Source organism: Pseudomonas frederiksbergensis (genome assembly GCF_003732665.1).
In the GTDB taxonomy this organism is placed as follows: domain Bacteria; phylum Pseudomonadota; class Gammaproteobacteria; order Pseudomonadales; family Pseudomonadaceae; genus Aquipseudomonas; species Aquipseudomonas frederiksbergensis_G.
The window spans coordinates 64,606-89,369 of the sequence record NZ_MOBP01000013.1; the positions used below are offsets into that span (position 1 = coordinate 64,606).

The window sequence follows — 24,764 nt, forward strand, 5'->3', positions numbered from 1 at the left end:
CGCCCGACGGTCAGCGCGTTTTCTCAATCAGCAGCTATAACTCATTGGTAATCCTTCGGATGTTCCCAAATGGCTGCTACTCGAGAGAGGTTGCGAAGTTGGTTCTATCGCCCCTGGTTTTTGGCGATGATGGCTGCTGTCTTCAGCGCAACGCTGCTGATGGCCGGCAGTCTGTTCATGGCGATGCATCAAGTCGAGCAGAATGAAAGCCTGGAAATGAATGCCCAAGGCGAGCGCTTTCTCGCACGCCTGGAGCAGATGTTCGGGCAGTTACGCGAAAGCCTCGATGATCTGGAAGCCCAACCGCTGCGAAGATGCGACGAGGAAATGATCGCGACCTTGCAGCAAATCAGCTTCAGTTATCGCTTCGTGTACGAAGCCGCCTACATGGACGGCACCCGGATTTGCTCCAACCGCCCCCGCCAGGAAGGGGTGTCGATGATTCGGCCGTCGGACATCAAAGGCCCCATTTACAGTTATTGGCTGAACACCACCACCGAACCCGATGAAAACCGCGCCGCGCTGATGCTCAGTCGTGGCAATTTCCGGGTAGCGACTTCTCGCGGGCATTTGACCGACATGGTCGACCTCTCCCCTGGCAGCAGCCTTCTCGTGGTGCTCGACCACGGCAAGCGGGCGATCCCGGTACTTGGCGTCGAGCAGACCTGGCCGCCCACGGAACCCTGGCCGCCGAAAAGTCTTGATGCCCTGCAGGTGACTCAGACTCGCCTGATTTACCGCATGCCCACCAATAATCCGGAATATCAGTTGGTACTGATCACTCCGCGCACCGCCATGCATGTGCCGGCGGTCTGGTGGTGGCTGCTGCCAGCGAGCCTGGCGCTGGGAGTTATCGTCGGCTTCCTGGTGTTTCTGCTGGTGCGTCAGCGTCAGTCGCTGGACGCCGAACTGCAAGGCGCCATACGCCGAGGCGAGTTGCAGGTGCTGTATCAACCGATCTTCGACCTCGACAGTCGTAATTGCGTCGGTGCCGAAGCCCTTTTGCGCTGGCGCAGGCCGGACGGCACGCTGACCAGCCCCGACCTGTTTATCCCCATGGCGGAAAACACTGGCCAGATCCGCCAGATGACCGACTTCGTGTTGCAGCGGCTGCTGGAGCAACTGGGGCAACTGCTGCGGGCCAATCCTCAGTTGTACATCTCGGTCAACCTGGCGGCCTGCGATGTGATGGTGCCGCGTATTGGCCCCGTGATGGCGCGGCTGCTGACCCTGCACCGGGTCGCGGCCAAACAAATTGCCTTCGAGGTGACCGAGCGCGGCTTGATCGACGTGGTGGTGGCTCGGGAAAACCTGCAAGCGTTGCGCGATGTCGGGCATCAGGTGCTGATCGACGACTTCGGCACCGGCTATTGCAGCCTGGCCTACCTGCAAACCCTGCCGGTGGATTGCCTGAAGATCGACAAGGCGTTTATCGACGCCCTGGGCCATGACGCCGCCAGCAGCGGCGTAGCCCCGCACATCATCCACATGGCCCAGGCCCTGCAACTCAAGGTGATTGCCGAAGGCATCGAACATGAAGCCCAAGCGGCGTTCCTCAGTAGCGAGGGTGTGAAGTTCGGTCAGGGCTGGTTGTTCGCCCATGCGCTGAGCGCGGTGCAATTCATTGAACTGATCACCCGAGGTCGCCGATTGAAGGGCCGACGCCTGGATGATGAAGCGTAATAACGGTTTACACCGCCAGCGCCATATAGAACTGAGTCCCCTGCCCCGGCCGCGAATAAACCCCCATCCGCCCGCCGTGCAGTTGCACGATTTCCTTGCACAACGCCAACCCGAGCCCGGCGCCACCCTTCTTGCGACCGACCTGCACGAACGGCTCGAAAATCCGCCCTTGCTGGCCGTAGGCAATGCCTTCGCCATTGTCTTCGACGCTGATGATCACCCGCTCGCCATGGCGCCGGGCCTGCAAGCGGATTTGCCCCTTCTCGGCGGTATGGCGCAAGGCGTTGTCGATCAGGTTGTCGAGCACGCGATCCAGTTGCGCCTGGTCAGCCTGCAAGCGCGGCAGCGGCCCCTGCACTTCCACCAACAGCTCGATGCCACGCTCGGCGGCCGCCGCCGCGAAGCGCCCCTGTGCCTGCTCCAGCAAATCTTCTATGGAGCACGGCCCCAGGGTGAGTTTCTGCAAGCCATTTTGGTAGCGGGAGAAATTCAGCAGGTCGTTGATCAGTTGCATCAAGCGCTGCATTTCTTCGTTCACGGTATCGAGCAAGTCCGCTTCGCGGGAATCCGGTGGAAATTTCGCCCGCTCGCGAAACAGGCCGAACGCCATGTGCATCCCGGTGACCGGCGTGCGCAGTTCATGGGAGGCACGCAGTACGAACTCGCTGCGCACCCGTTCGAATGCGCGCTGTTCGGTGACATCATGCAACACCATCACCGCGCCAAGGATATGCCCTTGGGTATGGCTCACCGGGGTCAGGCTGTAGGTCAGCAGCCGCGACTCGCCATCGACTTCAATTGCCAGGTCTTCCGGCGCCCGCTCCAGGGTGCCACCGCGCAAGACCAATTGCAGTTGTTCATCCAGTTCGGGGCGTTCGAGCGCGGAGCCCAATCCTTGGCCGAGACGGTCGGTGTCCCAACCCAATTGTCGTTGCGCCACCGGGTTAAGGTGTTCCAGGTAGCCTTCGCGGTCGATCATCAGCAAGCCGTCGTCGATGCTGTCGAGCACCGCCTGCAAGCGCTGCTGGCCGGCGAGCAACTCGTCGACATTGGTTGCCTGATGCTCACGCAGGGCCTCGGCCATGATCCCGAAGCGCTTGGTCAACTGGTTCATTTCCACCGCCGAGGAGATCGGCAGGGTCACTTCGAAGTTGCCTTGGCCAATGTTGTCGGCCGCTTGGGCCAGCGCCTCGATCGGTGCGCCGAAACGCCGGGCAATTGCATGGGCCGTGACGAAACCGATGATCAACACCGCCAACCCCACCAGCCCCAGCAGACCGGCGATCAGCAACGCCCGATCCCGGGCCTTGCGCTGGGTCTCGTTGATGTTGTCCAGCGCACGCTTGTGTTCGGCGATCAAGCCGTTGCGCAACGCGTTGAATTTCTCCGTCAGTACTTCATTGCCACTCAACACATGGGTCGGATCGCGGGCCTCGCTCAAAGCCTGAAGAAAACTCAGGTAATCCGCTTTGGCTTCACTGAAACCGTACTGAGAGCCATCCACTTCATGGGCAATGCCTTCATCGAGCAATTGGAAGTAATGCTGCTTGGAGGCCTCGAATGCCGCTGGATCAGGTTTCTCGCTGAGCATGATGATCAGCTGATCGCCCAGGGTCTGGCGCAGTTTCAGGCCTAAATCCAGGGTGACGAAGTTATTGCGGACCAGCGCCTCCTGATTGCCGGCCATCTGCATCACGCTGACCAGCCCGAGCAATAGCCCGAGCAACGCGACGGTGATGAGTGCGGAGATACTGAGAAACAGCCGGGTCCGCAACTTCATCGCCAGTTTCATCGGATGATGCTCACAGGTTGTACTGCTTGCGTTTGCGGTACAGGGTCGAAGCATCAATGCCCAGGGTCTTGGCTGCCTGATCGAGGGTGCCGGCGGTGGCCAGCACCGCGCCGATGTGGGCCTTTTCCAGTTCATCCAGGCTCAACGCGGCGCCAACCCGAGGCGAGTTGTTGGCCGGTTGTTCGGCCATGCCCAAGTGGCTGATCTCCACACGTTCCTGCGGGCAGATAATGCTCGCCCGCTCCACCACGTTGCGTAGCTCACGAATGTTGCCTGGCCATCGATAGCTGAGCAGCGCTTCCCGGGCCTCATCACTGAAGCCCCGGGCCGGACGCGCATATTCCTTGACGAAACGCGCCAGGAAACGGTCTGCCAACGTCAGGATGTCTTCGCTACGTTCGCGCAACGGTGGCAAGTGCAGGGTGATGACGTTTAGGCGATAGAGCAGGTCTTCGCGGAAACGACCGTCGCGGACCATGTCTTCAAGATTGAGGTTGGTGGCCGCGAGAATCCGCACATCGGCGCGTCGGGTGACCGGATCGCCAACACGCTCATATTCCTTGTCCTGGATAAAGCGCAGCAACTTGGGTTGCAACGTCAACGGAAAATCGCCGATCTCGTCGAGAAACAGCGTACCGCCATCGGCCTGATTGACTCGACCCAGGGTACTTTCACTGGCGCCGGTAAACGCACCACGGCTGTGACCGAACAGTTCGCTTTCCATGAGTTCGGCGGTCAAGGACGGGCAGTTGATGGTGACGCAGGATTTTTTCTCGCGCTTGCTCCAGCCGTGAATCGCCCGGGCCAGTTCACCTTTACCGGTCCCGGACTCGCCGAGGATCAGGATATTCGCATCGGTGCCAGCCACTTGCCGGGCGGTTTCCAGTACAACTTTCATCGCCGGGCTGTGGGAGTCCAGGCCATCCTTGGTTTTACGTACTTCACCTTCCAGGGCCTCCAGGCGCGCCGAGAGCTGGCGCACTTCCAGTTGCTTGGCGGTGGCCAGGCGCAATTGATCGGGGCTGCACGGCTTGACCAAATAATCGGCGGCGCCGGCCTGGATCGCATCGACAGCGGTATCCACGGCGGAATGGGCGGTGACGATCACCACGCGCATCCATGGTGCCTGGATGCGCATCTGCGCCAGCACATCTAGGCCATTGTCCTCGCCCAGGCGCAAATCCAGGAAGCACAGGTCGAACACCTGACGCTGCAACAGCGCATCGGCCTGGGCGGCACTGTTGGCGGTGGCAACGGTATAGCCTTCGTCTTCGAGGCAATAACGGAAGGTACGAAGGATGGCGGACTCATCGTCTACCAGCAGAATGCGGCCTTGATGCTCAGTGGCTGATTCCATTTTCCTACGCTCCTTTCTGAATGATTTTGGTTAGGCCCGAGAAAATCGGGCAAGTTGCATGGTTGATTCTGATCCATTCCAGCCCCGGCAGTGTAGCTATCTGCTGCCTTACTCATTAATAGCCTGATTTCGTTGGTTTTTTATAGAAAAACAAACTTTTCGGCGATTGCCTACGTGAACGTCCGACATCCGAGCCCTCCTCGCAATTCAAAAAATTTGAAAGTTCCTTCGGATCTTTCGTGCATTACGCACGACCCTCACGACCGCATCGTGCAGGATGCGTGCGAAACGATTTTCATCATATTTATAACTTGTTGATTTTATTGATATTTTTTCAAACAAAAAGCTGGCATGCAGGCTGCAATAGTCTTGTTAACGCAAGGCATTCACGGAATGAACGCCTTCAACAAGATGACCACCCAGGTGGAGGAGCTACAGGATGAATCGCCAACGTGCCGCCCAATTGCGAATCTCGCCACTGCATATCCAGCAGGGCCTGTTCGCGATGCTCGCCCTCACGATCACATTGATCGGCGGCCAGCAGTTCGCCCGTTGGGAACTGAGCCAGCAGCCAGAGGCGCCACGCCTGTCGATTCAACACGCCACCCAGACCCACTTCAGTGCCGTCAGCAGCAACCTGGCTGACAGCGCCCCGATGCGCATGATGGACGTCGACCAGGCCCAGCCTGTGGATCAGATGCCCCATCAGGAACGTTGGGTGTTCTAAAGAATGAACTTGGCGCGATGGTTGCGCCGGGAAAAGCACCACCCGCATCACCTCTAAATTAGAAGCGTAAGGAGAATCACCATGTTGAGTTGGGCAATCACATTCCTGATCATTGCCATCATCGCCGCCGTACTGGGCTTCGGTGGTATCGCGGGCACCGCCACGGGTATCGCCAAGATTCTCTTCGTCGTGTTCCTGGTGATGTTCATTGCATCGTTCTTCTTCGGCCGTCGCGGTCGAGGCTGACTATGAGCGTTTTGTTCAAGACACTGGCAGCCGCCCTGCTTCTGGGCGGCAGTGCCATGGCTATGGCGGCCAATGATGGCCAGGCGCGGGCCAACGAGTTGCTGACATCGGACCCGCAGTACCGCGAAACCTGGTCAAAAGTGGTCAAGAAGGAAGAGCGTTTGCCGGAATGGGTGATGAACCTGAGCGGCACCTCCGAGCAAATGACGGCTGTGACTGAAGATGGCGATAAGTATTTGGTCGGGCCGGTGTGCGAAACAGAGCAGACGTGCAAGAACCAACGCCTGATCGTCGCCTTCAGCTTCGACAAGAAGGATGCCTACGCGATGCTGGTTGAAGTGCCTGCGGGTCTGCCCGCCGACAAGTCACCCACGCGCCATGCCGATTACCGTTTCCTCGGGAAGCCGGATAAGGGCATGCAGGACCTGTTGATGGAACAACTGAAAAAAGATCCGAACTGGTACTGAGTTTGAAACAAGAAAGGAGCAGCCTTGCTTCTTTCCAATGCGCCACCCGAGGAAGGCAGGCGCATGACCAAGGGGTCGGGACGTTCTGACTGTTTCAGGGTCGGAGTGACCTACGGGCACATGGAGTGCTTGCGCAAGGGCCGGGTCAGGTGTGTAAAAGCTGCGACGCAGGTTCGCCGGCCCCAGGTGGCTCGACGGACTTGCGCAGGCTTTCAACGTGCAAAACGTTGATCTAGAGCACTTCGCTCAATCCCTCCTGCTGCATATTCCCCGCAAATCCGTTTCGCGGTGTTTCTTCGCGACCGTATATCGAGAAACCTGCAACTTTCGTCCGACAACTATTCGCCGCTAAACGTAGGATTTTTCCCAAGTTTTAGTCGGAATCACCCTGTTTAAAAAACAACCAACCTACGCTGAAATGGCCGGTTCACGGCACTTATGCCTGCCGAAATGTCGTATTCGAACCGGTTGGGACGCCAGTTTCATTTGAAAAAGCTCATGCCGATTCGGCATAGGGTAGGCGTTTACGGCATTAGACGTCGCTTCCTTGCATCGGAATAGTTGCGCCTTTTTTCGCCTGCCGAAGAGCCGTGCTTACGCGCTTGCGGGCACTTTATACGGGGGCAGATGCACAGACTTTTCCGCCAATGAGCGTTCCAGTTCGCGCATCTGCCCGAGTCAAACTGAAGTAAGGGTAATGATATGAAGAAGGCAAAGCTTAGCCTCGCCTGGCAGATCCTGATCGGTCTGGTATTGGGGATAGCAATCGGTGCGCTGCTCAACCATTTCAGTGCCGAAAAAGCCTGGTGGATCAGCAACGTCCTGCAACCTGCGGGCGATATCTTTATCCGTCTGATCAAAATGATCGTGATCCCGATCGTGATCTCCTCGCTGGTGGTAGGTATCGCTGGCGTCGGTGACGCGAAGAAGCTCGGGCGCATCGGCCTCAAAACCATCCTTTACTTCGAAGTCGTTACCACCATCGCCATTCTGGTCGGTCTGGTGCTGGCGAACGTGGTTCATCCAGGCACCGGCATCGACATGAGCACCCTGGGTACGGTGGATATTTCCAAGTACCAGGCCACCGCCGCCGAGGTTCAGCATGAACACGCGTTCATCGAAACCATCCTTAACCTGATCCCGTCGAACATCTTCGCGGCCATGGCCCGCGGCGAGATGCTGCCGATCATCTTCTTCTCCGTGTTGTTCGGTCTCGGTCTGTCGAGCCTGCAATCGGACCTGCGCGAGCCGCTGGTGAAGATGTTCCAGGGCGTGTCCGAGAGCATGTTCAAAGTCACCCACATGATCATGAACTACGCGCCAATCGGCGTGTTCGCCCTGATCGCGGTGACCGTGGCCAACTTCGGTTTCGCCTCCTTGCTGCCACTGGCCAAACTGGTGGTGCTGGTTTACTTCGCCATCGCTTTCTTCGCCTTCGTGGTGCTGGGCCTGATCGCCAAGCTGTTCGGCTTCTCGGTGATCAAGCTGATGCGCATCTTCAAGGATGAGCTGGTGCTGGCTTACTCCACCGCCAGTTCCGAAACCGTGCTGCCGCGCGTGATCGAGAAGATGGAAGCCTACGGCGCGCCGAAAGCCATTTGCAGCTTCGTGGTGCCGACCGGTTACTCGTTCAACCTCGACGGTTCGACCCTGTACCAGAGCATCGCGGCGATCTTCATTGCCCAGCTCTACGGCATCGACCTGTCGATCAGCCAGCAATTGCTGCTGGTGCTGACCCTGATGGTCACCTCCAAAGGCATCGCCGGCGTACCGGGCGTGTCGTTCGTGGTGCTGCTGGCCACCCTGGGCAGCGTCGGCATTCCGCTGGAAGGCCTGGCGTTCATTGCCGGTGTCGACCGCATCATGGACATGGCGCGTACCGCGTTGAACGTGATCGGTAATGCCCTGGCCGTGCTGGTTATCTCGCGCTGGGAAGGCATGTACGACGACGCCAAGGGCGAGCGCTACTGGAACTCCCTGCCGCACTGGCGCAGCAAGGAAAAACTGCCGGCGGGTGAAATCTCCAAGAGCTGATTACACCCCCCTGTAGGAGCGAGGCTTGCCCGCGAAGAGGCCGGTACATTCAACATCTGTGTTGACTGACACACCGCCTTCGCGGGCAAGCCTCGCTCCTACAGGACGGGGTAGGGCGCACATGATGTGAACGGCCCGACCGCCTTAAACAAACCCCGGAGAAATCCGGGGTTTGTCGTTTCTGGCGACCCCGCTATCATTCGCCGCATTCTTCGGGGGATTTAACTGATGCTCAATGGCCTGTGGCTTGGCTTTTTCATCGTGGCAGCCGTGTCGGCGCTGGCGCAGTGGCTGATCGGCGGCAATGCCGGGATCTTCGCGGCGATGGTGGAAAGTATCTTCGCCATGGCCAAGTTGTCGGTGGAGGTCATGGTCCTGCTGTTCGGCACCCTGACCCTGTGGCTGGGCTTCCTGCGCATCGCCGAAAAGGCCGGGATCGTCGATTGGCTGGCCAAGGCGCTGGGCCCGCTGTTCCTGCGCCTGATGCCGGAAGTGCCGCCCGGTCACCCGGCCATCGGCCTGATCACCCTCAACTTCGCCGCCAACGGCCTGGGCCTGGACAACGCCGCCACGCCCATCGGCCTCAAGGCCATGAAGGCACTGCAAGAACTCAACCCCAGCGCCACCGTGGCGAGCAACGCACAGATTCTGTTCCTGGTGCTCAACGCTTCGTCCCTGACCCTGCTGCCGGTGACGATCTTCATGTACCGCGCCCAGCAAGGCGCGCCGGACCCGACCCTGGTGTTCCTGCCGATCCTGCTCGCCACCAGCTGCTCGACCATCGTCGGCCTGTTGTCCGTGGCGTTCATGCAACGCCTGCGCCTGTGGGACCCGGTGGTGCTTGCGTATCTGATTCCCGGCGCCCTGGCACTGGGTGGCTTCATGGCGCTGCTGGCGACGCTCTCAGCCACCGCGCTGGCCGGGCTGTCCTCGATCCTCGGCAACCTGACGCTGTTCGGCCTGATCATGCTGTTCCTGATCATTGGCGCGTTGCGCAAAGTTAAAGTCTACGAAGCATTTGTCGAAGGCGCGAAGGAAGGCTTCGACGTCGCCAAGAACCTGCTGCCGTACCTGGTGGCGATGCTCTGTGCGGTGGGCGTATTGCGCGCATCCGGCGCGCTGGACTTCGGTCTGGACGGAATTCGGCACCTGGTGGAGTGGGCCGGTTGGGACACGCGCTTCGTTGATGCGTTGCCGACGGCGATGGTCAAACCGTTCTCCGGCAGCGCCGCCCGGGCGATGCTGATCGAAACCATGAAGACCTCCGGGGTCGACAGCTTCCCGGCACTGGTGGCGGCGACGATCCAGGGCAGTACTGAAACTACGTTCTATGTACTGGCGGTGTACTTCGGTGCCGTGGGCATTCAGCGCGCGCGGCATGCGGTGGGGTGTGCGTTGCTGGCGGAACTGGCCGGGGTGCTGGGTGCGATTGGGGTTTGTTATTGGTTCTTTGGGTGAATCAAAAGATCGCAGCCTTCGGCAGCTCCTACGGGCGAACACAAATCCCATGTAGGAGCTGCCGAAGGCTGCGATCTTGGCCATTTCAAGGTTTGACCGGAGCCACTTTCTGCCCTTGCTCAACCGCCCAACTCACCACCTGCGCCGTCAACTGATCACTGGCCTGCCCAAACCCCACAACCACCGACGGCACTTTCACATCGCTCAACGGCTGGCGCACTTCAAAACGATGGCTGGCGAGGATTCGCTGGTCATAACCGCGCACCAGCAACGCATCCAGGCGCACTACCACGCTGGCGTTCGGGCCTTGGTACTCGGTCTGGAACGCTTGCAGGTTGCCGACGAGCTCCAGATCCGCCTGGAAGTTGCTGTCATCGGTGCTCAACAACGCCACCCGCCCATCGCGCTGAAACCCATCCAGCAGTCGATTACGCAGCAGCACCGGCGCCGGATCGCTCCAGCGTGAAGCCTTGTAGCTGCTGATCAAATCCCCTTGGGGGATCACGGCGATTTTCGGGCTGTTCAACGCTTCGCTGGCCTGGGGTTTGGCCAGGCGCAGCGACCAGTGTTGCGGCGCGCCATGGCTGGCCGATGCAGCGCTCTGAGCCGAAGGCAAGCGATACACATCGGACGGTTCGGCCTTGGGCAAAATCGAGCAGGCGCTGACCAGGGCAAAACCGGCGAGGAGGGCGAGGTGAGTCAGCTTCATGGCGTGAATTCCTTGTTCTTGTCGCTGCCCAGCAGGTAACCGCTGGGGTTGGCTTCCAGGCGCTGGGAAATGGCCCGCAGCGAACTCAGGGTATCGCGCAGCTCACGCACCGCCGGGGCCAGGCCATTGAGGCCCTGCATGCCACTGTTGAGGGAATCCTGGTTGGTGGTCAGCAGTTTGTCGATGGTCGCGGTGGTTTGCTCCAGCGACTTCATGGCCTGCCCGGCGCTGCCGAACATTTGCTTGCCCTGATCGTTGAGCAAGCCGTTGGCGTTGCGCATCAGCGCGGTGGTTTGCTCAAGGGTGGCGCTGGCCTGTTTACCGATCGACGCCAGTTGTTGCATGGCCTGGCGAATATCGCCCCGTTGTTCGGCAATGGTGCCGGTGGTTTGCTCCAGATGCTCAAGGGTGTTGCTGATGCGCTCGATGTTTTCCGTGGAGAACATCAGGTTGGCGTTATGCATCAGGGTGCTCACCCCGGCCATCAAGTCGTTGCTGTCATTCAGCAGCCGGGCGATAGGCGAGGGCGCGGCGATGATCGTCGGCAACTCACCGTCCTTGCCGCGCAGCTTGGGACTTTGCGGCGTGCCGCCACTGAGCTGGATGATCGACGTGCCGGTGATCCCGGTCAGCGCCAGTTTGGCCTCGGTGTCTTCCTTGATCGGCGTTTCGCCGCCGAGGCGAATCCGCGCCAGCACCCGGCGCGGGTCTTTCGGGTCCAGGCGCAGGGACACCACGTCACCGACCTTGATCCCGCTGTACTGCACGGCGCTGCCCTTGGACAAACCACTGACCGCCTCGTTGAAGACGATTTCGTAATCCTTGAACTCGGTATCGACGCTGGACTTGGCCAGCCACAAGCCGAAGAGCAGGGCGCCCGCCACCACAATCACGGTGAACAGGCCGATCAATACATGATGGGCTCGGGTTTCCATGTCAGACCTCGTTGAGCTGTTGAGCGGCAGTCAGCGCCGCGCGGCCGCGTGGGCCATGGAAGTATTCGTGAATCCACGGGTCGTTGGTTTCCGACACCTTGTCGATGGCGTCCGCCACCAGCACTTTCTTCTGCGCCAGCACCGCCACCCGGTCGGTGATGGTGTAGAGCGTATCGAGGTCGTGGGTCACCAGGAACACGCTCAGCCCCAGGGCATCGCGCAGGGTCAGGATCAACTGATCGAAAGCCGCGGCGCCAATCGGGTCGAGGCCGGCGGTGGGTTCGTCGAGAAACAGGATGTCCGGGTCCAGCGCCAGCGCCCGGGCCAGCGCCGCACGTTTGATCATGCCGCCGGACAGGGACGCCGGATACTTGTCCGCCGCTGACAGCGGCAACCCGGCCAACGCCAGTTTCACCGCTGCCAGGTGTTCGGCGTCGGCGCGGCTGAGGCCGGCATGCTCGATCAGGGGCAGGGCGACGTTCTCAGTCACGGTCAGCGAGGAAAACAGCGCGCCTTTCTGGAACAGCACACCGAAACGCCGTTCGACCATCGAGCGCTCATGCTCGGAAAGGGTCGGCAGATTCTTGCCGAAGACTTTCACCACGCCTTCGCTGGGCTGGCGCAAGCCAACGATGCTGCGCAGCAACACCGACTTGCCGCTGCCGGAGCCACCGACCACCGCGAGGATCTCGCCCTTGTACAAATCCAGGTCGAGGTTCTCGTGCACGCTCTGGCTGCCAAAGCGATTGCACAGCCCACGGACTTCGATCACCGCCTCGGAAGGCGCTCGCGGTTGTCGACTCACCAGCCTATCTCCATGAAAAACAACGCGGCCACGGCATCGAGCACGATCACCACAAAAATCGACTGGACCACGCTGGACGTGGTGTGGGCGCCGACGGATTCGGCGCTGCCGCTGACCTTGAAGCCCTCAAGGCAACCGATGGCCGCGATGAGAAAGGCGAAGATCGGCGCTTTGACGATCCCCACCAGAAAATGCTGAACGCCAATGTCGGTTTGCAGCAACGAGAGGAACATCGCGGGCGAAATCCCCAGCGACACCGCGCACACCACGCCGCCCCCCACAATCCCGGAAATCATCGCCACAAAGGTCAGCATCGGCAGCGCCACCAACAGCGCCAACACCCGTGGGACCACCAGCAATTCCATGGGATCGAGGCCAAGGGTGCGAATCGCGTCGATTTCTTCGTTGGCCTTCATCGAGCCGATCTGTGCGGTGAAAGCACTGGCGGTGCGCCCGGCCATCAGGATCGCGGTCAGCAATACGCCGAACTCGCGCAGGAACGAGAACGCCACCAGGTCCACGGTGAAAATACTCGCGCCGAAGCTGGCCAGCACCGTCGCCCCGAGAAACGCCACCACCGCGCCGACCAGGAAGGTCAGCAGGGCAACGATGGGCGCGGCATCGAGCCCGGTCTGTTCGATGTGCGCGACCATCGGCGTGATGCGCCAGCGCTTGGGGCGGAACAGTCCGCGGGCGATGGTTTCGAGGATCAGGCCGACAAAGCCGAGCAGTTGCAGGGTGTCTTGCCAGACCGTATCGACGGCGCGACCGATGCGGGTCAGCAGTTGAATGCCGGTGCTGATTTCCGGCTCCTTGAGCGGGACGCAGAAATCGGTCAGCGAGCAGTAGACGGTTTGCAGCAACGCGCGGTCGGCGTTGGAGAGGGTGCATTGGGGGTGTTCGGCGGAGCGGCCCAGGCGTTCGGAGCCCAGCAGTTCCACCAGCAGCGAGGCGCCGGCAGTGTCGAGGGCGCCGAGGCCGTTGAGGTCGATGTGGGTGCTGTCGTCGTACTGGCCCCGCAGCTTGTCGCCCAGGCGCTTGAGGTCAGCGTAATGGGCGAGCGTCCAGTCACCCGTGACCCGCAATTGTGCGGGGGTGTTGGAGGTGTCCAGTTGGGCACTGCCGGGCAATGTGCTGCTGGTCATAAGCTCCGTGCTTGTTCGGTTGTTACGCAGATCTACGTAATAGCACGAACCGGATTACTTTTCTTTGGTCGGTGTGCTGTCCTTGACCTCGAAGCGCAACACGCCGATCACCTGGCCATCCTCGGTCAACACCCGGACTTGCCATTTGCCCACCGGGTTGCCGGGGAAATTCTGCTTGTGGGTCCAGGCCCGGTAGCCTTCCTTGCGCCCGCCGTGGATGTCCAGCGGGATGCGGTCGACCTCGTTGCCGTTGAATTGCCACACGTGATAAATCCGCTCATCCAGGCCACGCGGCGCATTGATCGCGGTGTAGGCATAGAGCCCACCGCCACGTATCTGCTCGGCGCTGACTTCATCCAGGCTCTCGCCGGGGGTGCGGTCCTGCATCTGCGTGCTGATGGCGACGTCGGTCATCCACAACGTTGCCGGCGGCACCCACGAACGCAGCACCCAGCCGAGCGCGCCGATGCCGAGCGTGATGCTCAGGATCGCCAAGGCGTTGCGCACGGTGCGGATCGGGAAGATCGACGCCAGGCTCGGGAACGACAACAGCATGGCGATACCCAGGGCCAGTTTGAAGCTCTGGGAGGTGGTCAGGTGCAGGATGACGGGCAGGGCGGTGAGCAGGGCGGCGAACAGCGTCAGGGTGTGCAACGCCAGGAACGCCCAGCGCCGTGGGGCCAGCCATTTGTAGTAGAGCGGGTCGGTGATGGAAATCAGCGCCGCGATGCTCAGCAAGCCGGTGAAGAACAGTTGGCCGCTGTTCCACGTCGTGGTGATGAAGAAGAACGGCAGGACGAAAAACAGGCTTTCCTGGTGGATCATCTGCGTGGCGTAGCGCAGCAACGGTTGGGGGATTTCCCGTTTGAAGACGCGGGTGAATAGCTGCGTGAGGCTGTTTTCCAGCATCAGCCACACCCAACTGACCAGCATGATGGTAGTGATCCACGTCGCCAGGCCTTGTTGGCGATCCACCAGCATGAAGCTGCCCACGCCAGAGATAAAACCGCCGAGCGCAATGACCCCTGGATAGCGCTTCATCAATTCAAGGCCGCGCTGGACGATAAGGGGAAGGGTAGGCATTCGGCGGTTCACACTAGTGATAGGAAAAAACCTCGACAGGGTAACGCCGAGGAGCTTTTGTGGCGATCACATTCAGGCAACCACAAAACCAGAGTGAATGATGACCTGTGGCGAGGGAGCTTGCTCCCGCTGGGGTGCGAAGCGCCCCCAAAACCATTCACTGCATTTCTTCAGGTAAATCTTGCTGGCCGGGTCTACGACTGCTGCGCAGCCGAGCGGGAGCAAGCTCCCTCGCCACAGGGTAGTCAGTGTTTGCGATGCAAGCGCCAGCCCAGCACACCCAAAACCAGCAACCCAAACACCGCACCTAACGCCCATAACAACTGATCATCACTGATCAACGGCTTCTCGATCCGCAGATACCCCGGCTGCAGCAGCAACTCGCGCATCGCTTTGTTCGCTTCTTCCAGGGTTACGCCTTGCAGTTCCTTGGCCGGGTCGGTGAAGCGGCCGTCCTCGTAGTCGCCGAGGGCGCTCCAGTAGTAATCGGCGAGGGCGCTGTTGCCCTGCACGGCCCAGGACTGGCGGGCGATGGCGGCTTGTTTGAGGCGGTCGAAGGTCTCGGCATCGAGGCCGTTCTTCAGCAATTCGGCCTTCATGTCCTCCAGCACTTGCTCGGCTTCGCCGACGTTCTCGCGCTCAAGGTCGGCGTTCAGGCTCATGAAACCGACGCTGCCGAATAACTCGCGCTCGGCCCACGGGCCATAGGACAAGCCATGGGCCAGGCGCATCTGGCGATAGAGCGCCCAATCCAGGTAATCCTTGAGCAGGTCAAAGGTTTGATCGGGGATGTCTTCCAGCACAGGTTCCGGCACCAGCCAGTGCAACTTTGCGCCGCCACCGACAAAACCATGAATCAGGCTGCGCTCATGGGCGGCGCTGGCCTTGATGTCCGGCAGGGGCAAATGCTCGGACGGATCCACCGCTTCCAGCGCACCCCAGGCCCGTTCCAGATAGGCCGGCAGCAGTTTGTCGAGGTCGCCGACCACGATCAGGGTCATGTTGTTGGGGGCGTACCAGGCCTTGCGCACCTTATCCAGTTGCTTGCGGGTCAGGTTATCGACTTCGGCGCGCTCGGGGCATTTGAGGCCCAATTCCACGGCCAGTTGATTACTGGCGGTGTGGCCCAGGTCCTGGCGGTCCATCCAGCGTTGAAGGTGCGAGTAGTGACCGCCGTCTTCACGCTCGACCACTTGCTTGGCGGCGTTGATCGCGTTGTCGTCGAATTGGGTCTGGGTCAGCAGCGCCAGCAGCAGGTCGAGGACCTTGCGCTGGTTTTTCGCCGGGGCTTCGATGACGAACGTGGTGTCGGCGTTGCTGGTGAAGGCGTTCCATTCACCGCCCAGAGCCTGCATCCGCTCTTCCAGGCCACCCTCGCCGCTGGCGTCAATACCGCTGAACAGCAGGTGTTCGAGCAGATGCGGCAACTCCTTTTCGTCGCAGTTGAAGTCATCGATGCCAACCCCGACCACCAGCCGAATCGCCACATGCCCACGGTCATTGCCGGGCTTGAGCAGCAATTGCAGGCCGTTGGGCAGCGCATAGCCTTCGACCTGGAAACGGTCCAGGGCGAACGACGGGAATGAACCGAGCAACAGACAGGCGAACAACAGGCAACGCATAACGAGCTTCCATACGGCTGATTGGAGATCCGTGTCGTCAGTCAGGCCGTCTTCGCGAGCAAGCCCGCTCCCACACTAGATTTGCGGCGTTCACAAAACCAGTGTGGGAGCGGGCTTGCTCGCGAATGGCCTGAATGGCTGAACCACTGTTACTGACTGACCACACTGCCAGACGTTCAAGGCGAATGTGTGATGTCAGCCAAATCGTCCGCCGCCAGTGCACCGGTGTCGGACGTTTCCAATACCGCATAGGCGCTGCTGCAAAACAGCGAATTCAGACGTTTCATGTCGGCAATCAGCTCCAGGTGCAACGAACTGGTTTCGATACTTTGCACGATCTTACGTTGCAACCGGCTGACATGGGCATGGGCCAAGCGGCGTTCCTGTGCGCGAAAGCGACGTTTCTCGCGCAGTAACTGGCGGGCGCTTTCCGGGTCGCTGCTGAGAAACACCGACAGACCCAGGCGCAGGTTGGAAATCAACTGACTGTGCAGCCCCGACAGCTCCTCCAGGCCCACCTCGGAGAACGACCGACGCTGCGACGTCTTCTGCTGCTGGACTTTGCGCAACATGCGTTCGATCAAATCGCTGGCGAGTTTGAGGTTGATCGCCAGTTCGATGATTTCCGCCCAGCGCCGACTGTCCTGATCGCTGAGGTCTTCCCGGGGCATCTGCGCCAGGTAGAGCTTGATCGCGCTGTAGAGCGCTTCGACGTCATCGGTGTGGCGGCGCATTTCCTGGGTAACGGCAGTCTGTTTGCCGTGCAAAACGTCGAGCATGGCTTCGAGCATGTTGTCGATCAGGTCGCCCATGCGCAGGGTTTCCCGGGCGGCGTTGGCCAGCGCCAGGCTTGGGGTGACCAGCGCGGTGGCGTCCAGATGCCGGGGCTTGGCCATGCCGTTGAGCTCCGGGCGCTCCGGCAACAGCCAGGCGCAGAGCCTGGCCATGGGGCCGACGCTGGGCAACAGAATCAGGCAGCGCGCCGTGTTGTAGAGCAGGTGGAAGCCGATGACCATTTCCTGCGGGCTGAAATCGAGGCTGTCGATCCAGTGCACCAGCGGGTCGAGCACCGGGATGATCAGCAGCAGGCCGATCAGCTTGTACAACAGGCTGCCCAGCGCCACTTGGCGACCGGCGGCGTTCTGCATGCTGGTACTGAGGAAGGCCAGCACGCCACTGCCGATGTTGGCGCCGATGACCAGGCCAATCGCCACCGGCAGGCTGATCACGCCGGCACCGGCCAGGGTCGCGGTCAGCAGGACGGCGGCCAGGCTGGAGTAGGAAATCATCGCGAACAACGCGCCAACCAGAGCATCGAGCAGGATGTCGCCGGTCAGGGAAGCGAAAATCACCTTCACTCCTTGGGCCTGGGTGATCGGTGCGGCGGATTCGACGATCAGTTGCAGCGCCAGGATGATCAACCCCAGGCCGATGCTGACCCGGCCCATCTGCCCGACACGCGTCTGTTTGCGCGACAGGAAGAAAATCACCCCGAGGAAAATCAGCAGCGGCGACAGCCACGACAGGTCAAACGTCAGCACCCGGGCCATCAACGCCGTACCGACGTCGGCCCCGAGCATGGTGGCCAGGGCCGGGGTCAACGCCATCAGGCCCTGACCGACGAACGAGGTAACGAGCATCGCGGTGGCGTTACTGCTCTGGACCATGGCGGTCACGACGATGCCGGCGACGAACGCCAGGCCCCGCTTGGACATGTTCTGGCCAATCACATGGCGCAGGTTGGACCCGTAGACCCGCAGGATGCCGGTTCGGACGATGTGCGTGCCCCAGATCAGCAAGGTCACGGCGGAAAGCAAATTGAGCAGGGTCAGCATGCTGGGCCCCCTGTGGTGGTAGCGTCCCAAAGGGACAAGTTGACGGTGCCGCGCGACGTTCTACGTTCTGTACTTAAGCTGTAGTTGGCTAACGGTCTGGGCGCCAGCATCGCATAGCTAAAGAAGTGATTGAAACAAAACTGTCATAAAAACAGCTTGATGCAATCGCACAAACCAATGTGGGAGCGGGCTTGCTCGCGAAAGCGTCGTATCAGTCGATGATGATGTCGACTGACACTCCGTCTTCGCGAGCAAGCCCGCTCCCACAAGGTTTGCAGCGCTACAGCATTCGGTTTATTGGCCCGGGATGTCCTTGCGCAGTTTCACCGGGTCCTGCTGTTTCTTCTTTTTCGCGATCGCGGTGCGCATCTTGATGTTGATCGCTTCCACCGCCAGCGAGAACGCCATGGCGAAGTAGACGTAGCCTTTTGGCACGTGTACGTCGAAGGATTCGGCAATCAGCACCGTACCGACGATCAGCAGGAACGACAGCGCCAGCATTTTCAGCGACGGGTGCTTGTCGATGAATTCGCTGATGGTGCCCGAAGCCCACATCATCACCAGCACGGCCACGATAATCGCCGCGACCATGACGGGTACGTGGGACACCATGCCGACCGCAGTGATCACCGAGTCCAGCGAGAACACGATGTCGATGATTGCGATCTGGATGATCGTGTAAAGGAAGTTGCCGCCCTTGCCACCCGGTTCCTCGCTGGTTTCGTCTTCGCCTTCCAGCGCGTGGTACATCTCTTGCGAGCTCTTCCACAGCAGGAACAGACCACCGAAGAACAGGATCAGGTCTCGCCCGGAAATGCCCTGGCCGAACACTTCGAACAGGTCGGCGGTGAGGCGCATGACCCAGGTGATCGACAGCAGCAACAGGATCCGCGTGACCATGGCCAGGGCCAGGCCGAATATCCGGGTCCGCTGTTGCATGTGCTTGGGCATGCGGCTGACCAGGATCGAAATCATGATGATGTTATCGATGCCCAGGACGATCTCCAGGGCGGTCAGGGTGAAGAAGGCAACCCAGATTTCAGGGTTGGTCAGCCATTCCATGTGTATTCCTTTGAGCGAGTGTTAAACCACGAAGGGCCCGGGCTTCAAACCGCAAGCCTGGACCCGTCGTGGTGAGTCTTGGGCTTATAGAGTGCTGAATACCGGAAAGATCCCCATCAGCAATGCAGCAACCAGTATGCACATGCACACCAGCACGGCCCATTTCAGGGTGAAGCGCTGGTGGTCACCGAATTCAATGCCAGCCAGGGCCACCAACAGGTACGTCGATGGGACCAGCGGGCTCAGCAAGTGGACGGGCTGGCCGACGATCGAGGCACGTGCCATTTCCACTGCGGTTATACCGTAGTGACTGGCGGCTTCGGCAAGTACCGGTAACACGCCGTAATAAAATGCATCGTTCGACATGAAGAAGGTAAACGGCATGCTCACCAGCGCCGTGATCACCGCCAGGTACGGGCCGAGGAATTCCGGAATCACCGCCAGCAGGCTTTTCGACATGGCATCGACCATGCCGGTGCCCGACAGGATACCGGTGAAGATACCCGCGGCAAAGATCAGACCGACCACCGCCAGCACGCTACCGGCGTGGGCCGCAACGCGATCCTTCTGCTGTTGCAGGCAAGGATAGTTGACGATCATCGCGATGCTGAACGCCACCATGAACAGCACCGGCAGCGGCAACAGGCCGGCGATCAGAGTGCACATCAGGGCGATGGTCAGTGCGCCGTTGAACCAGATCAGTTTCGGACGACGGGCATCCGGGAACTGCGAAACGCTGATTTCGCTGTGATCCACTTCGTCGCCCGCCAGGTGCAATTCACCCAGACGCGCACGCTCACGCTTACCGTAGAAGTAGGCAATCGCCAGGATCGCCACTACGCCAGCCAGCATCGCCGGGATCATCGGTACGAAAATGTCGGACGGGTCCACATGCAACGCACTCGCCGCACGAGCGGTCGGGCCGCCCCACGGCGTCATGTTCATCACGCCACCGGCGAGGATGATCAGGCCGGCCATGATCCGCGGGCTCATGCCGATGCGGCTGTAGAGCGGCAGCATGGCGGCCACGCAGATCATATAAGTGGTCGCGCCGTCACCATCGAGGGAAACAACGAGCGCCAATACGGCGGTGCCGACCGAAACTTTCAACGGGTCACCCTTGACCAGTTTGAGGATCTTGCGCACGGCCGGGTCAAACAGGCCGGAGTCGATCATCAGGGCGAAGTACAGAATGGCGAACATCAGCATCACGCCGGTCGGCGCAAGCTTGGTGATGCCTTCGAGCATCATCGGGCCGATCTTCGGCGCAAAACCGCCGAACAAGGCGAAGATGATCGGAATAATGATCAGGGCGATCAGCGCGGACAGGCGCTTGGTCATGATCAGGAACATGAACGTGATGACCATGGCAAAGCCAAGGAAAGTCAGCATGGGAATACTCCAGGCGTAGCGCGGCTAGGGAATGAGCGAACCGGGTAGGGTCAGCGCAGAACGGGAAGCACGAGGCGCACGGGGGGAGTTGCAGCGAAGGGGCGGGTAGCAAAGGACATCAGAATCACCATTGTTGTTGTTAATTGGGCCGTGCGAGCGATAAAACACAGGCATTGGCCAACCGGTCTGTTGCCGGCAGTGGGGGCGATCCTAATGGGGAAAGCTTTCATCAAGCTTTCGCCGGTGAAAGGTCAGACGAGAGGCTAGGGCTCTTTCATACAAACGGGATGCCTAGGAGGGATGAGCGTCGTAGGACCCTTCTGTAGTTTTCGAAGGGCTCCGTTCCCCGCTGTATGGAAGGGAATCCCAGTGCTAGGCTTGCGCCACTGCAAAGCTTGAGAGGAGCCCCAACCAATGCTCAACAGCGTTGATTTAGACAATTTCGGTCCATTACAGAAGATCCGCTGGAGCAAACTCTCAAACTTGAATTTGATCATCGGAGCGAATAGCAGCGGCAAGACGTTTTTGTTGAAGGCGCTTTATTGCACGATGCGCACGCTTGAAGAGTATCAGCGCGGAAATGAACAGAGATCCGCTGCGGAAATACTGACTGACAAGCTTTACTGGACGTTTCAGGCTGACAAAATCGGCGATCTGGTAACAAAAAGCGCAGATAGCCCGCTAGCGTGCAAAGTCAACGTGGACTCGCGCGAATTTCGTTATGGTTTCGGAAAGGACACGACCAAGAACATTGGCTCCCTGGAAAACCACGTTCCTCCACGAAGCAGCAATTCGATATTTCTTCCTCCCAAAGAAGTGCTCTCGCTGCAGCACATCATTTTGAAAAGCCGTGACATCGATAAAGACTTCGGCTTCGACGACACCTATTACGATCTGGCGAAAGCCTTGCGTCTGTTGCCTACAAAAGGAAAGAACCACGCTCATTTTGCAAAGGCTCGGCAGAACCTGGAAGAGATGTTCGGCGGCAAGATGGAGTTCGATAGCAGCACGAGCCGGTGGCAGTTCAAAAAGGGCAATCAAAAGTTCCAGATTGGCTCTACGGCTGAGGGCATCAAGAAAATTGCCATTCTCGATACCTTGTTGGGTAATCGATATTTGACGAAAGACTCCATGGTGTTCATAGACGAACCGGAATCTGCCTTGCATCCCGTCGCGATCACCAAACTGATCGACATCATTGTGTCCCTTGCTGACAGTGGTATTCAGTTCTTCATTGCCAGCCATTCGTACTTTGTGATCAAGGCGCTGTATATCGCGGCGCAAAAACAGAACATGTCAATTCCTGTCCTGTCATCTGTTAATGGCGAGTGGGTAAGTGACGACTTACTCAAAGGTATGCCGGACAATCCCATCGTTGATGAGTCCATTCGCCTCTACGAAGAGGAAGTGGAGTTGACGCTGGGATGAGTATTTCAATCGAAGAATCTGGGATGGTTTTCGGGCCTTTCGCCGAGGATAAGGTTTTCCGGATTGAAACAAGCCCTCTCTTCACCCATTTGGGAAAAGGGTTAAAAGTGTCAGAGTTTGTTCTACTGCGAGACGCTCCAGGTCGACCTCAGGCAGCCTGGTTCATAGAGGCAAAATCCAGCGCTCCCCAAGAGCATAGGATCTACGTTGAAGAGATTCGGCAGAAATTCACAAATTCGGTTCAATTGACCTTCGCAGCTTGCCTTAAGCGTCACCCCGATGCCGAAGAACATCTACCCAGTGAATTCCGAAATCTGGATCTGGAAAGCTGTAACGTTAAGTGTTTGCTGGTGATTCGTAACTTCCGCAAAGAGTGGATAGGTCCGCTACAAGATACTTTGAGCAAGGAAATGAGATCTCTGGTGAAAACCATGGGGTTTAGCCCCACGTCGATTACGGTCATTAACGATGAGAAAGCGCGTGAGCTGAATCTGATTACCTGACGAGGTCAATCCATCATGAGCTCTTTGCATACCGGCGGCTGCCATTGCGGACATCTGCGCTATCAATTCAGCGGGCCATTGCAGGATATCGCCCACTGCCATTGTTCGATTTGCCGGCGAGTCAGCGGTGGGATCGTGACCACCTGGATCACCGTGCCCGCTTCGACGTTTAAATGGTTGGCGGCAGAACCGGCGCAGTACGCCTCTTCCGAAAGCTGTGTGCGATATTTCTGTCCGACCTGTGGGGCGCAGATTGCCCTGATCACGCAGCTCAGCCCCGAAAGCATCGACCTGACCATCGCCACTTTCGACCATCCTGAAAATGCCCCGGCGGATCGGCACATCTGGACCGACAGCCGCTTGCCCTGGCTGCATCTGGACGAACATTTGCCAGGCGAAGCCGAAGAAAAAATCTGATCAGAAAATAGACAGGTTGAGTGGCCGGATCGCGCCCATCCACACCGCATGCTCGGTGTGGTCGAGCAGGTCATCGCCGGTGTCCGGGTGCAGGAACACCACCAGCCCCTTGCGGTTGAGCACCAGCCACGGCAGCACCTCGCCAATGAGCTCGGGGCCGAAAGCCAGTTGGCAGCTCCAGTCCGGGTGCGGACCGACCGGGCGTTCGTGCACGCGGCCCATCTTCAGCCCAAATAGCTGCGCCGCTTGCTCACACAAGGCCCGCGCCTGAGAAAGGGTGCTGGCGTCGAAATAAACGTGGGCGTGGTAGCCGGTGATCTGCTGCATCTGAACCTCGCGAAAAAACCCGGTAGAACCCTCACCGTTTCCTACAGGTCACACGCCATATAGGTAGAAACAAGGAACCCAGCCATGAAAAATGCCGAAACCCCGGTGGTGAAAGTGGTGCTCTATGGTGCCATGAGTAGCCTGGGCAGTGCGCTGATGGCTGAAATGCTGCGGCGCCAGCATGAAGTGATCGCGATTCTCGATGACCTGACGGCGCTGGCGCCGCGTCCCGGTTTGCGCACCAAGAATGGCGATCTGTTCGACGCTGAACGGGTCAAGCAAAGCGTAGCCGGGTGTTCGGCAGTGATCTGTCTGCTGGACGCACCGGGCCTGCCGATCAACAGCGAACATGTGGAAAAAACCATCGTGCCCGGACCGGTCGAGCAGGTGCTGGCGGTGGATGCGCTGATTGACGGCATGCAAGCCGCCGGCATTGGCCGGTTGTTCGTGGTGGGGGACTTTGCCAAACTCGATGAGGCGGAAGTCGAGGACGACCTTCAGCATCATGCCGCTGAAGAAATCCTCGAAGCCCTGCAAAGCAGCGGCCTGCACTGGACATTGGTGGATGCGCCGCGCGGGGCTGCCGGGCTGACCATCGAGCATTTCAGCCAGGTCAGCAGCAGCCTGGAGCCGGGGTTGGGCGAAGCGCTTGAGCGATTGAATCGGGTGGCCGTCGGTATTGCCGATGAGCTGCGGTTGAATCTGCACCTCGGGGAGCATGTGAGTTTTGTGGCGGCTTCCGGACCGTAAAGATTCCAGCCTTTCACACCGCAATCGACGGTAACGGCAAACCGTTCAACGACTGCGCACTGCTGGCCTGCTCCGCCATCAACCAATCCACAAACTGTTTAATCAACACCCCACGGCGTTTGCGCTGGGGCAACACCACGTAATAACCCAACCGGGAAATAATCGTGTCGGCAATCGGCCGGCACAACAAACCCTGGGCCAGCAAGTTATCCACAAGGTGCCGCCAACCGATGGCCACGCCCTGGCCGCCGATCGCCGCCTGGATCAACAAGGTGTAATTGTCGAAGCGCAGCTGCCCCGGTGCCGGTGCGGACGTTAACCCCAGCTCACGGAATACGCCGCTCCAGTCGAACCAGTTGGCGCTGTTTTCACCGCGCAGGTGCAGCAGCGGCAAATCCAGCAGCGACTGGATCGGCAAGGGCAGGGTGCGCTCTTTCAACAACAGTGGACTGCACACCGGAAACACTTCCTCGCTAAACAGCCAGTGACTTTCGCCTTGTTTAAAGCGCCCATCGCCAAACAGGATCGCCACGTCGATATCCGTGCGCAGCATGTTGTGATTGCGTTCGCTGGTGACCAGGCTGACGTCGACCTGGGGATTGGCTTCGTGAAAGCGATGCAAGCGCGGCATCAGCCAATAGGCGGCGAAGGCGAAATCGGTGGCCACTTGCAGCACTTCGTGGGATTGCTGGGCGCTGATCGCGCTCAATCCTGCGTCGATATTCTGCAAACCGAGCTGAACCTGCTCGAAAAGGATCATCCCGGTTTCAGTCAGCTCAATGCCGCGATAGATCCGATCGAACAGCCTCGTGCCGAGTTGTTCTTCCAACCGCTTGATCTGCTGACTGATCGCCGGTTGCGTGGTCCCCAGTTCAACCGCAGCGGCGGTAAAGCTGTGCTGGCGGGCTGCGGACTCAAAGGCACGCAGCAGGTCCAGGGACAAATCACCGAGGGCGTCATACATAAGCTGTGCTTATCCTAGTCATT

The 24,764-nt window shown here is 59.4% G+C and carries 23 protein-coding genes; 10 read left to right on the forward strand and 13 right to left on the reverse strand.

The genetic code is table 11. The features are described 5' to 3' along the window. Window positions 1-69: 69 nt before the first annotated feature. Complete coding sequence (locus BK665_RS20700; RefSeq protein ID WP_123408504.1) at window positions 70-1,683, forward strand: EAL domain-containing protein; 1,614 nt, start codon at window positions 70-72, stop codon at window positions 1,681-1,683. 7 nt (window positions 1,684-1,690) lie between these two features. On the opposite strand, the gene BK665_RS20705 is transcribed toward BK665_RS20700, so the two are convergent. Then, complete coding sequence (locus BK665_RS20705) at window positions 1,691-3,475, reverse strand: KinB sensor domain-containing domain (protein WP_123408505.1); 1,785 nt, start codon at window positions 3,473-3,475, stop codon at window positions 1,691-1,693. A gap of 10 nt (window positions 3,476-3,485) precedes the next feature. Beyond that, the gene (gene algB / locus BK665_RS20710; protein WP_123408506.1) at window positions 3,486-4,832 is read right to left on the reverse strand and encodes a sigma-54-dependent response regulator transcription factor AlgB; all 1,347 of its coding nucleotides are present in this window, start codon (window positions 4,830-4,832) and stop codon (window positions 3,486-3,488) included. Window positions 4,833-5,271: 439 nt separating this feature from the next. Here algB and BK665_RS20715 point away from each other — a divergent pair, with 439 nt between their 5' ends. The 5 genes from BK665_RS20715 to BK665_RS20740 all read left to right on the forward strand — a co-directional run bounded on the left by BK665_RS20715 (window position 5,272) and on the right by BK665_RS20740 (window position 9,764). After that, the gene (locus tag BK665_RS20715; protein WP_123408507.1) at window positions 5,272-5,559 is read left to right on the forward strand and encodes a hypothetical protein; all 288 of its coding nucleotides are present in this window, start codon (window positions 5,272-5,274) and stop codon (window positions 5,557-5,559) included. Between the two features lie 81 nt (window positions 5,560-5,640). Further along, entirely contained in the window at window positions 5,641-5,805 is a 165-nt protein-coding gene (locus BK665_RS20720) for a DUF1328 domain-containing protein (RefSeq protein ID WP_003177151.1), read from the forward strand. A 2-nt stretch (window positions 5,806-5,807) separates the two neighbouring features. Next, window positions 5,808-6,272, forward strand: a complete 465-nt coding sequence (locus BK665_RS20725; RefSeq protein ID WP_123408508.1) for an inhibitor of vertebrate lysozyme family protein — start codon at window positions 5,808-5,810, stop codon at window positions 6,270-6,272. Window positions 6,273-6,974: 702 nt separating this feature from the next. Then, the gene (gltP, locus tag BK665_RS20735) at window positions 6,975-8,306 is read left to right on the forward strand and encodes a glutamate/aspartate:proton symporter GltP (protein WP_123408509.1); all 1,332 of its coding nucleotides are present in this window, start codon (window positions 6,975-6,977) and stop codon (window positions 8,304-8,306) included. 228 nt (window positions 8,307-8,534) lie between these two features. Then, window positions 8,535-9,764: a spore maturation protein gene (locus BK665_RS20740; protein WP_123408510.1), complete on the forward strand. Its 1,230-nt coding sequence runs from the start codon at window positions 8,535-8,537 to the stop codon at window positions 9,762-9,764. Window positions 9,765-9,849: 85 nt separating this feature from the next. On the opposite strand, the gene BK665_RS20745 is transcribed toward BK665_RS20740, so the two are convergent. From BK665_RS20745 to BK665_RS20790, 9 genes are all read right to left on the reverse strand, one after another. After that, the gene (locus BK665_RS20745) at window positions 9,850-10,473 is read right to left on the reverse strand and encodes an ABC-type transport auxiliary lipoprotein family protein (protein ID WP_123408511.1); all 624 of its coding nucleotides are present in this window, start codon (window positions 10,471-10,473) and stop codon (window positions 9,850-9,852) included. Continuing rightward, the gene (locus BK665_RS20750; protein WP_123408512.1) at window positions 10,470-11,408 is read right to left on the reverse strand and encodes an MlaD family protein; all 939 of its coding nucleotides are present in this window, start codon (window positions 11,406-11,408) and stop codon (window positions 10,470-10,472) included. Before BK665_RS20750 ends, BK665_RS20745 begins: the two co-directional genes overlap by 4 nt. A gap of 1 nt (window position 11,409) precedes the next feature. Continuing rightward, window positions 11,410-12,213 (reverse strand): ABC transporter ATP-binding protein, encoded by an 804-nt coding sequence (locus BK665_RS20755; RefSeq protein WP_123408513.1) that lies wholly within the window; start codon window positions 12,211-12,213, stop codon window positions 11,410-11,412. Beyond that, the gene (locus tag BK665_RS20760; protein ID WP_123408514.1) at window positions 12,210-13,358 is read right to left on the reverse strand and encodes an ABC transporter permease; all 1,149 of its coding nucleotides are present in this window, start codon (window positions 13,356-13,358) and stop codon (window positions 12,210-12,212) included. Before BK665_RS20760 ends, BK665_RS20755 begins: the two co-directional genes overlap by 4 nt. Window positions 13,359-13,412: 54 nt before the next feature. Continuing rightward, window positions 13,413-14,441, reverse strand: coding sequence for a DUF5924 family protein (locus BK665_RS20765; protein WP_123408515.1), 1,029 nt, complete (start codon window positions 14,439-14,441; stop codon window positions 13,413-13,415). A 245-nt stretch (window positions 14,442-14,686) separates the two neighbouring features. Next, the gene (locus tag BK665_RS20770; RefSeq protein ID WP_123408516.1) at window positions 14,687-16,063 is read right to left on the reverse strand and encodes a M16 family metallopeptidase; all 1,377 of its coding nucleotides are present in this window, start codon (window positions 16,061-16,063) and stop codon (window positions 14,687-14,689) included. Window positions 16,064-16,239: 176 nt separating this feature from the next. Then, window positions 16,240-17,898, reverse strand: a complete 1,659-nt coding sequence (locus BK665_RS20775) for a Na/Pi cotransporter family protein (RefSeq protein WP_123408517.1) — start codon at window positions 17,896-17,898, stop codon at window positions 16,240-16,242. 294 nt (window positions 17,899-18,192) lie between these two features. Continuing rightward, a complete protein-coding gene (locus BK665_RS20785; protein ID WP_123408519.1) occupies window positions 18,193-18,960 on the reverse strand; it encodes a TerC family protein in 768 nt (255 codons plus the stop codon). A gap of 84 nt (window positions 18,961-19,044) precedes the next feature. Beyond that, complete coding sequence (locus BK665_RS20790; protein WP_123408520.1) at window positions 19,045-20,352, reverse strand: CitMHS family transporter; 1,308 nt, start codon at window positions 20,350-20,352, stop codon at window positions 19,045-19,047. Between the two features lie 414 nt (window positions 20,353-20,766). Here BK665_RS20790 and BK665_RS20795 point away from each other — a divergent pair, with 414 nt between their 5' ends. The 3 genes from BK665_RS20795 to BK665_RS20805 are packed head-to-tail and all read left to right on the forward strand — an operon-like array spanning window position 20,767 to window position 22,700. Beyond that, window positions 20,767-21,780, forward strand: a complete 1,014-nt coding sequence (locus tag BK665_RS20795) for an AAA family ATPase (RefSeq protein ID WP_123408521.1) — start codon at window positions 20,767-20,769, stop codon at window positions 21,778-21,780. After that, window positions 21,777-22,283, forward strand: coding sequence for a hypothetical protein (locus tag BK665_RS20800; protein ID WP_123408522.1), 507 nt, complete (start codon window positions 21,777-21,779; stop codon window positions 22,281-22,283). Before BK665_RS20795 ends, BK665_RS20800 begins: the two co-directional genes overlap by 4 nt. 15 nt (window positions 22,284-22,298) lie before the next feature. Then, complete coding sequence (locus BK665_RS20805) at window positions 22,299-22,700, forward strand: GFA family protein (protein ID WP_123408523.1); 402 nt, start codon at window positions 22,299-22,301, stop codon at window positions 22,698-22,700. On the opposite strand, the gene BK665_RS20810 is transcribed toward BK665_RS20805, so the two are convergent. Further along, window positions 22,701-23,027, reverse strand: a complete 327-nt coding sequence (locus BK665_RS20810) for a DOPA 4,5-dioxygenase family protein (RefSeq protein ID WP_123408524.1) — start codon at window positions 23,025-23,027, stop codon at window positions 22,701-22,703. It lies immediately after the preceding gene. A gap of 84 nt (window positions 23,028-23,111) precedes the next feature. Between BK665_RS20810 and BK665_RS20815 the strand changes: the two genes are divergently transcribed. Continuing rightward, window positions 23,112-23,777 carry an NAD(P)-dependent oxidoreductase gene (locus BK665_RS20815; protein ID WP_123408525.1) on the forward strand — a complete coding sequence of 222 codons (666 nt, stop codon included), beginning with the start codon at window positions 23,112-23,114 and terminating at the stop codon, window positions 23,775-23,777. A gap of 13 nt (window positions 23,778-23,790) precedes the next feature. Here the strand turns inward: BK665_RS20815 and BK665_RS20820 are convergent, their stop codons facing one another. Next, a complete protein-coding gene (locus BK665_RS20820; protein ID WP_123408526.1) occupies window positions 23,791-24,741 on the reverse strand; it encodes a choline sulfate utilization transcriptional regulator in 951 nt (316 codons plus the stop codon). Window positions 24,742-24,764 lie beyond the last annotated feature (23 nt).

Excerpts from the sequence above, each read along its gene's own strand:
- BK665_RS20700 (WP_123408504.1), top strand. The coding sequence starts at position 70 with ATGGCTGCTACTCGAGAGAGGTTGCGAAGTTGGTTCTATCGCCCCTGG.
- BK665_RS20705 (WP_123408505.1), bottom strand. The coding sequence starts at position 3,475 with ATGAAACTGGCGATGAAGTTGCGGACCCGGCTGTTTCTCAGTATCTCC.
- algB (WP_123408506.1), bottom strand. The coding sequence starts at position 4,832 with ATGGAATCAGCCACTGAGCATCAAGGCCGCATTCTGCTGGTAGACGAT.
- BK665_RS20715 (WP_123408507.1), top strand. The coding sequence starts at position 5,272 with ATGAATCGCCAACGTGCCGCCCAATTGCGAATCTCGCCACTGCATATC.
- BK665_RS20720 (WP_003177151.1), top strand. The coding sequence starts at position 5,641 with ATGTTGAGTTGGGCAATCACATTCCTGATCATTGCCATCATCGCCGCC.
- BK665_RS20725 (WP_123408508.1), top strand. The coding sequence starts at position 5,808 with ATGAGCGTTTTGTTCAAGACACTGGCAGCCGCCCTGCTTCTGGGCGGC.
- gltP (WP_123408509.1), top strand. The coding sequence starts at position 6,975 with ATGAAGAAGGCAAAGCTTAGCCTCGCCTGGCAGATCCTGATCGGTCTG.
- BK665_RS20740 (WP_123408510.1), top strand. The coding sequence starts at position 8,535 with ATGCTCAATGGCCTGTGGCTTGGCTTTTTCATCGTGGCAGCCGTGTCG.
- BK665_RS20745 (WP_123408511.1), bottom strand. The coding sequence starts at position 10,473 with ATGAAGCTGACTCACCTCGCCCTCCTCGCCGGTTTTGCCCTGGTCAGC.
- BK665_RS20750 (WP_123408512.1), bottom strand. The coding sequence starts at position 11,408 with ATGGAAACCCGAGCCCATCATGTATTGATCGGCCTGTTCACCGTGATT.
- BK665_RS20760 (WP_123408514.1), bottom strand. The coding sequence starts at position 13,358 with ATGACCAGCAGCACATTGCCCGGCAGTGCCCAACTGGACACCTCCAAC.
- BK665_RS20765 (WP_123408515.1), bottom strand. The coding sequence starts at position 14,441 with ATGCCTACCCTTCCCCTTATCGTCCAGCGCGGCCTTGAATTGATGAAG.
- BK665_RS20770 (WP_123408516.1), bottom strand. The coding sequence starts at position 16,063 with ATGCGTTGCCTGTTGTTCGCCTGTCTGTTGCTCGGTTCATTCCCGTCG.
- BK665_RS20775 (WP_123408517.1), bottom strand. The coding sequence starts at position 17,898 with ATGCTGACCCTGCTCAATTTGCTTTCCGCCGTGACCTTGCTGATCTGG.
- BK665_RS20785 (WP_123408519.1), bottom strand. The coding sequence starts at position 18,960 with ATGGAATGGCTGACCAACCCTGAAATCTGGGTTGCCTTCTTCACCCTG.
- BK665_RS20790 (WP_123408520.1), bottom strand. The coding sequence starts at position 20,352 with ATGCTGACTTTCCTTGGCTTTGCCATGGTCATCACGTTCATGTTCCTG.
- BK665_RS20795 (WP_123408521.1), top strand. The coding sequence starts at position 20,767 with ATGCTCAACAGCGTTGATTTAGACAATTTCGGTCCATTACAGAAGATC.
- BK665_RS20800 (WP_123408522.1), top strand. The coding sequence starts at position 21,777 with ATGAGTATTTCAATCGAAGAATCTGGGATGGTTTTCGGGCCTTTCGCC.
- BK665_RS20805 (WP_123408523.1), top strand. The coding sequence starts at position 22,299 with ATGAGCTCTTTGCATACCGGCGGCTGCCATTGCGGACATCTGCGCTAT.
- BK665_RS20810 (WP_123408524.1), bottom strand. The coding sequence starts at position 23,027 with ATGCAGCAGATCACCGGCTACCACGCCCACGTTTATTTCGACGCCAGC.
- BK665_RS20815 (WP_123408525.1), top strand. The coding sequence starts at position 23,112 with ATGAAAAATGCCGAAACCCCGGTGGTGAAAGTGGTGCTCTATGGTGCC.
- BK665_RS20820 (WP_123408526.1), bottom strand. The coding sequence starts at position 24,741 with ATGTATGACGCCCTCGGTGATTTGTCCCTGGACCTGCTGCGTGCCTTT.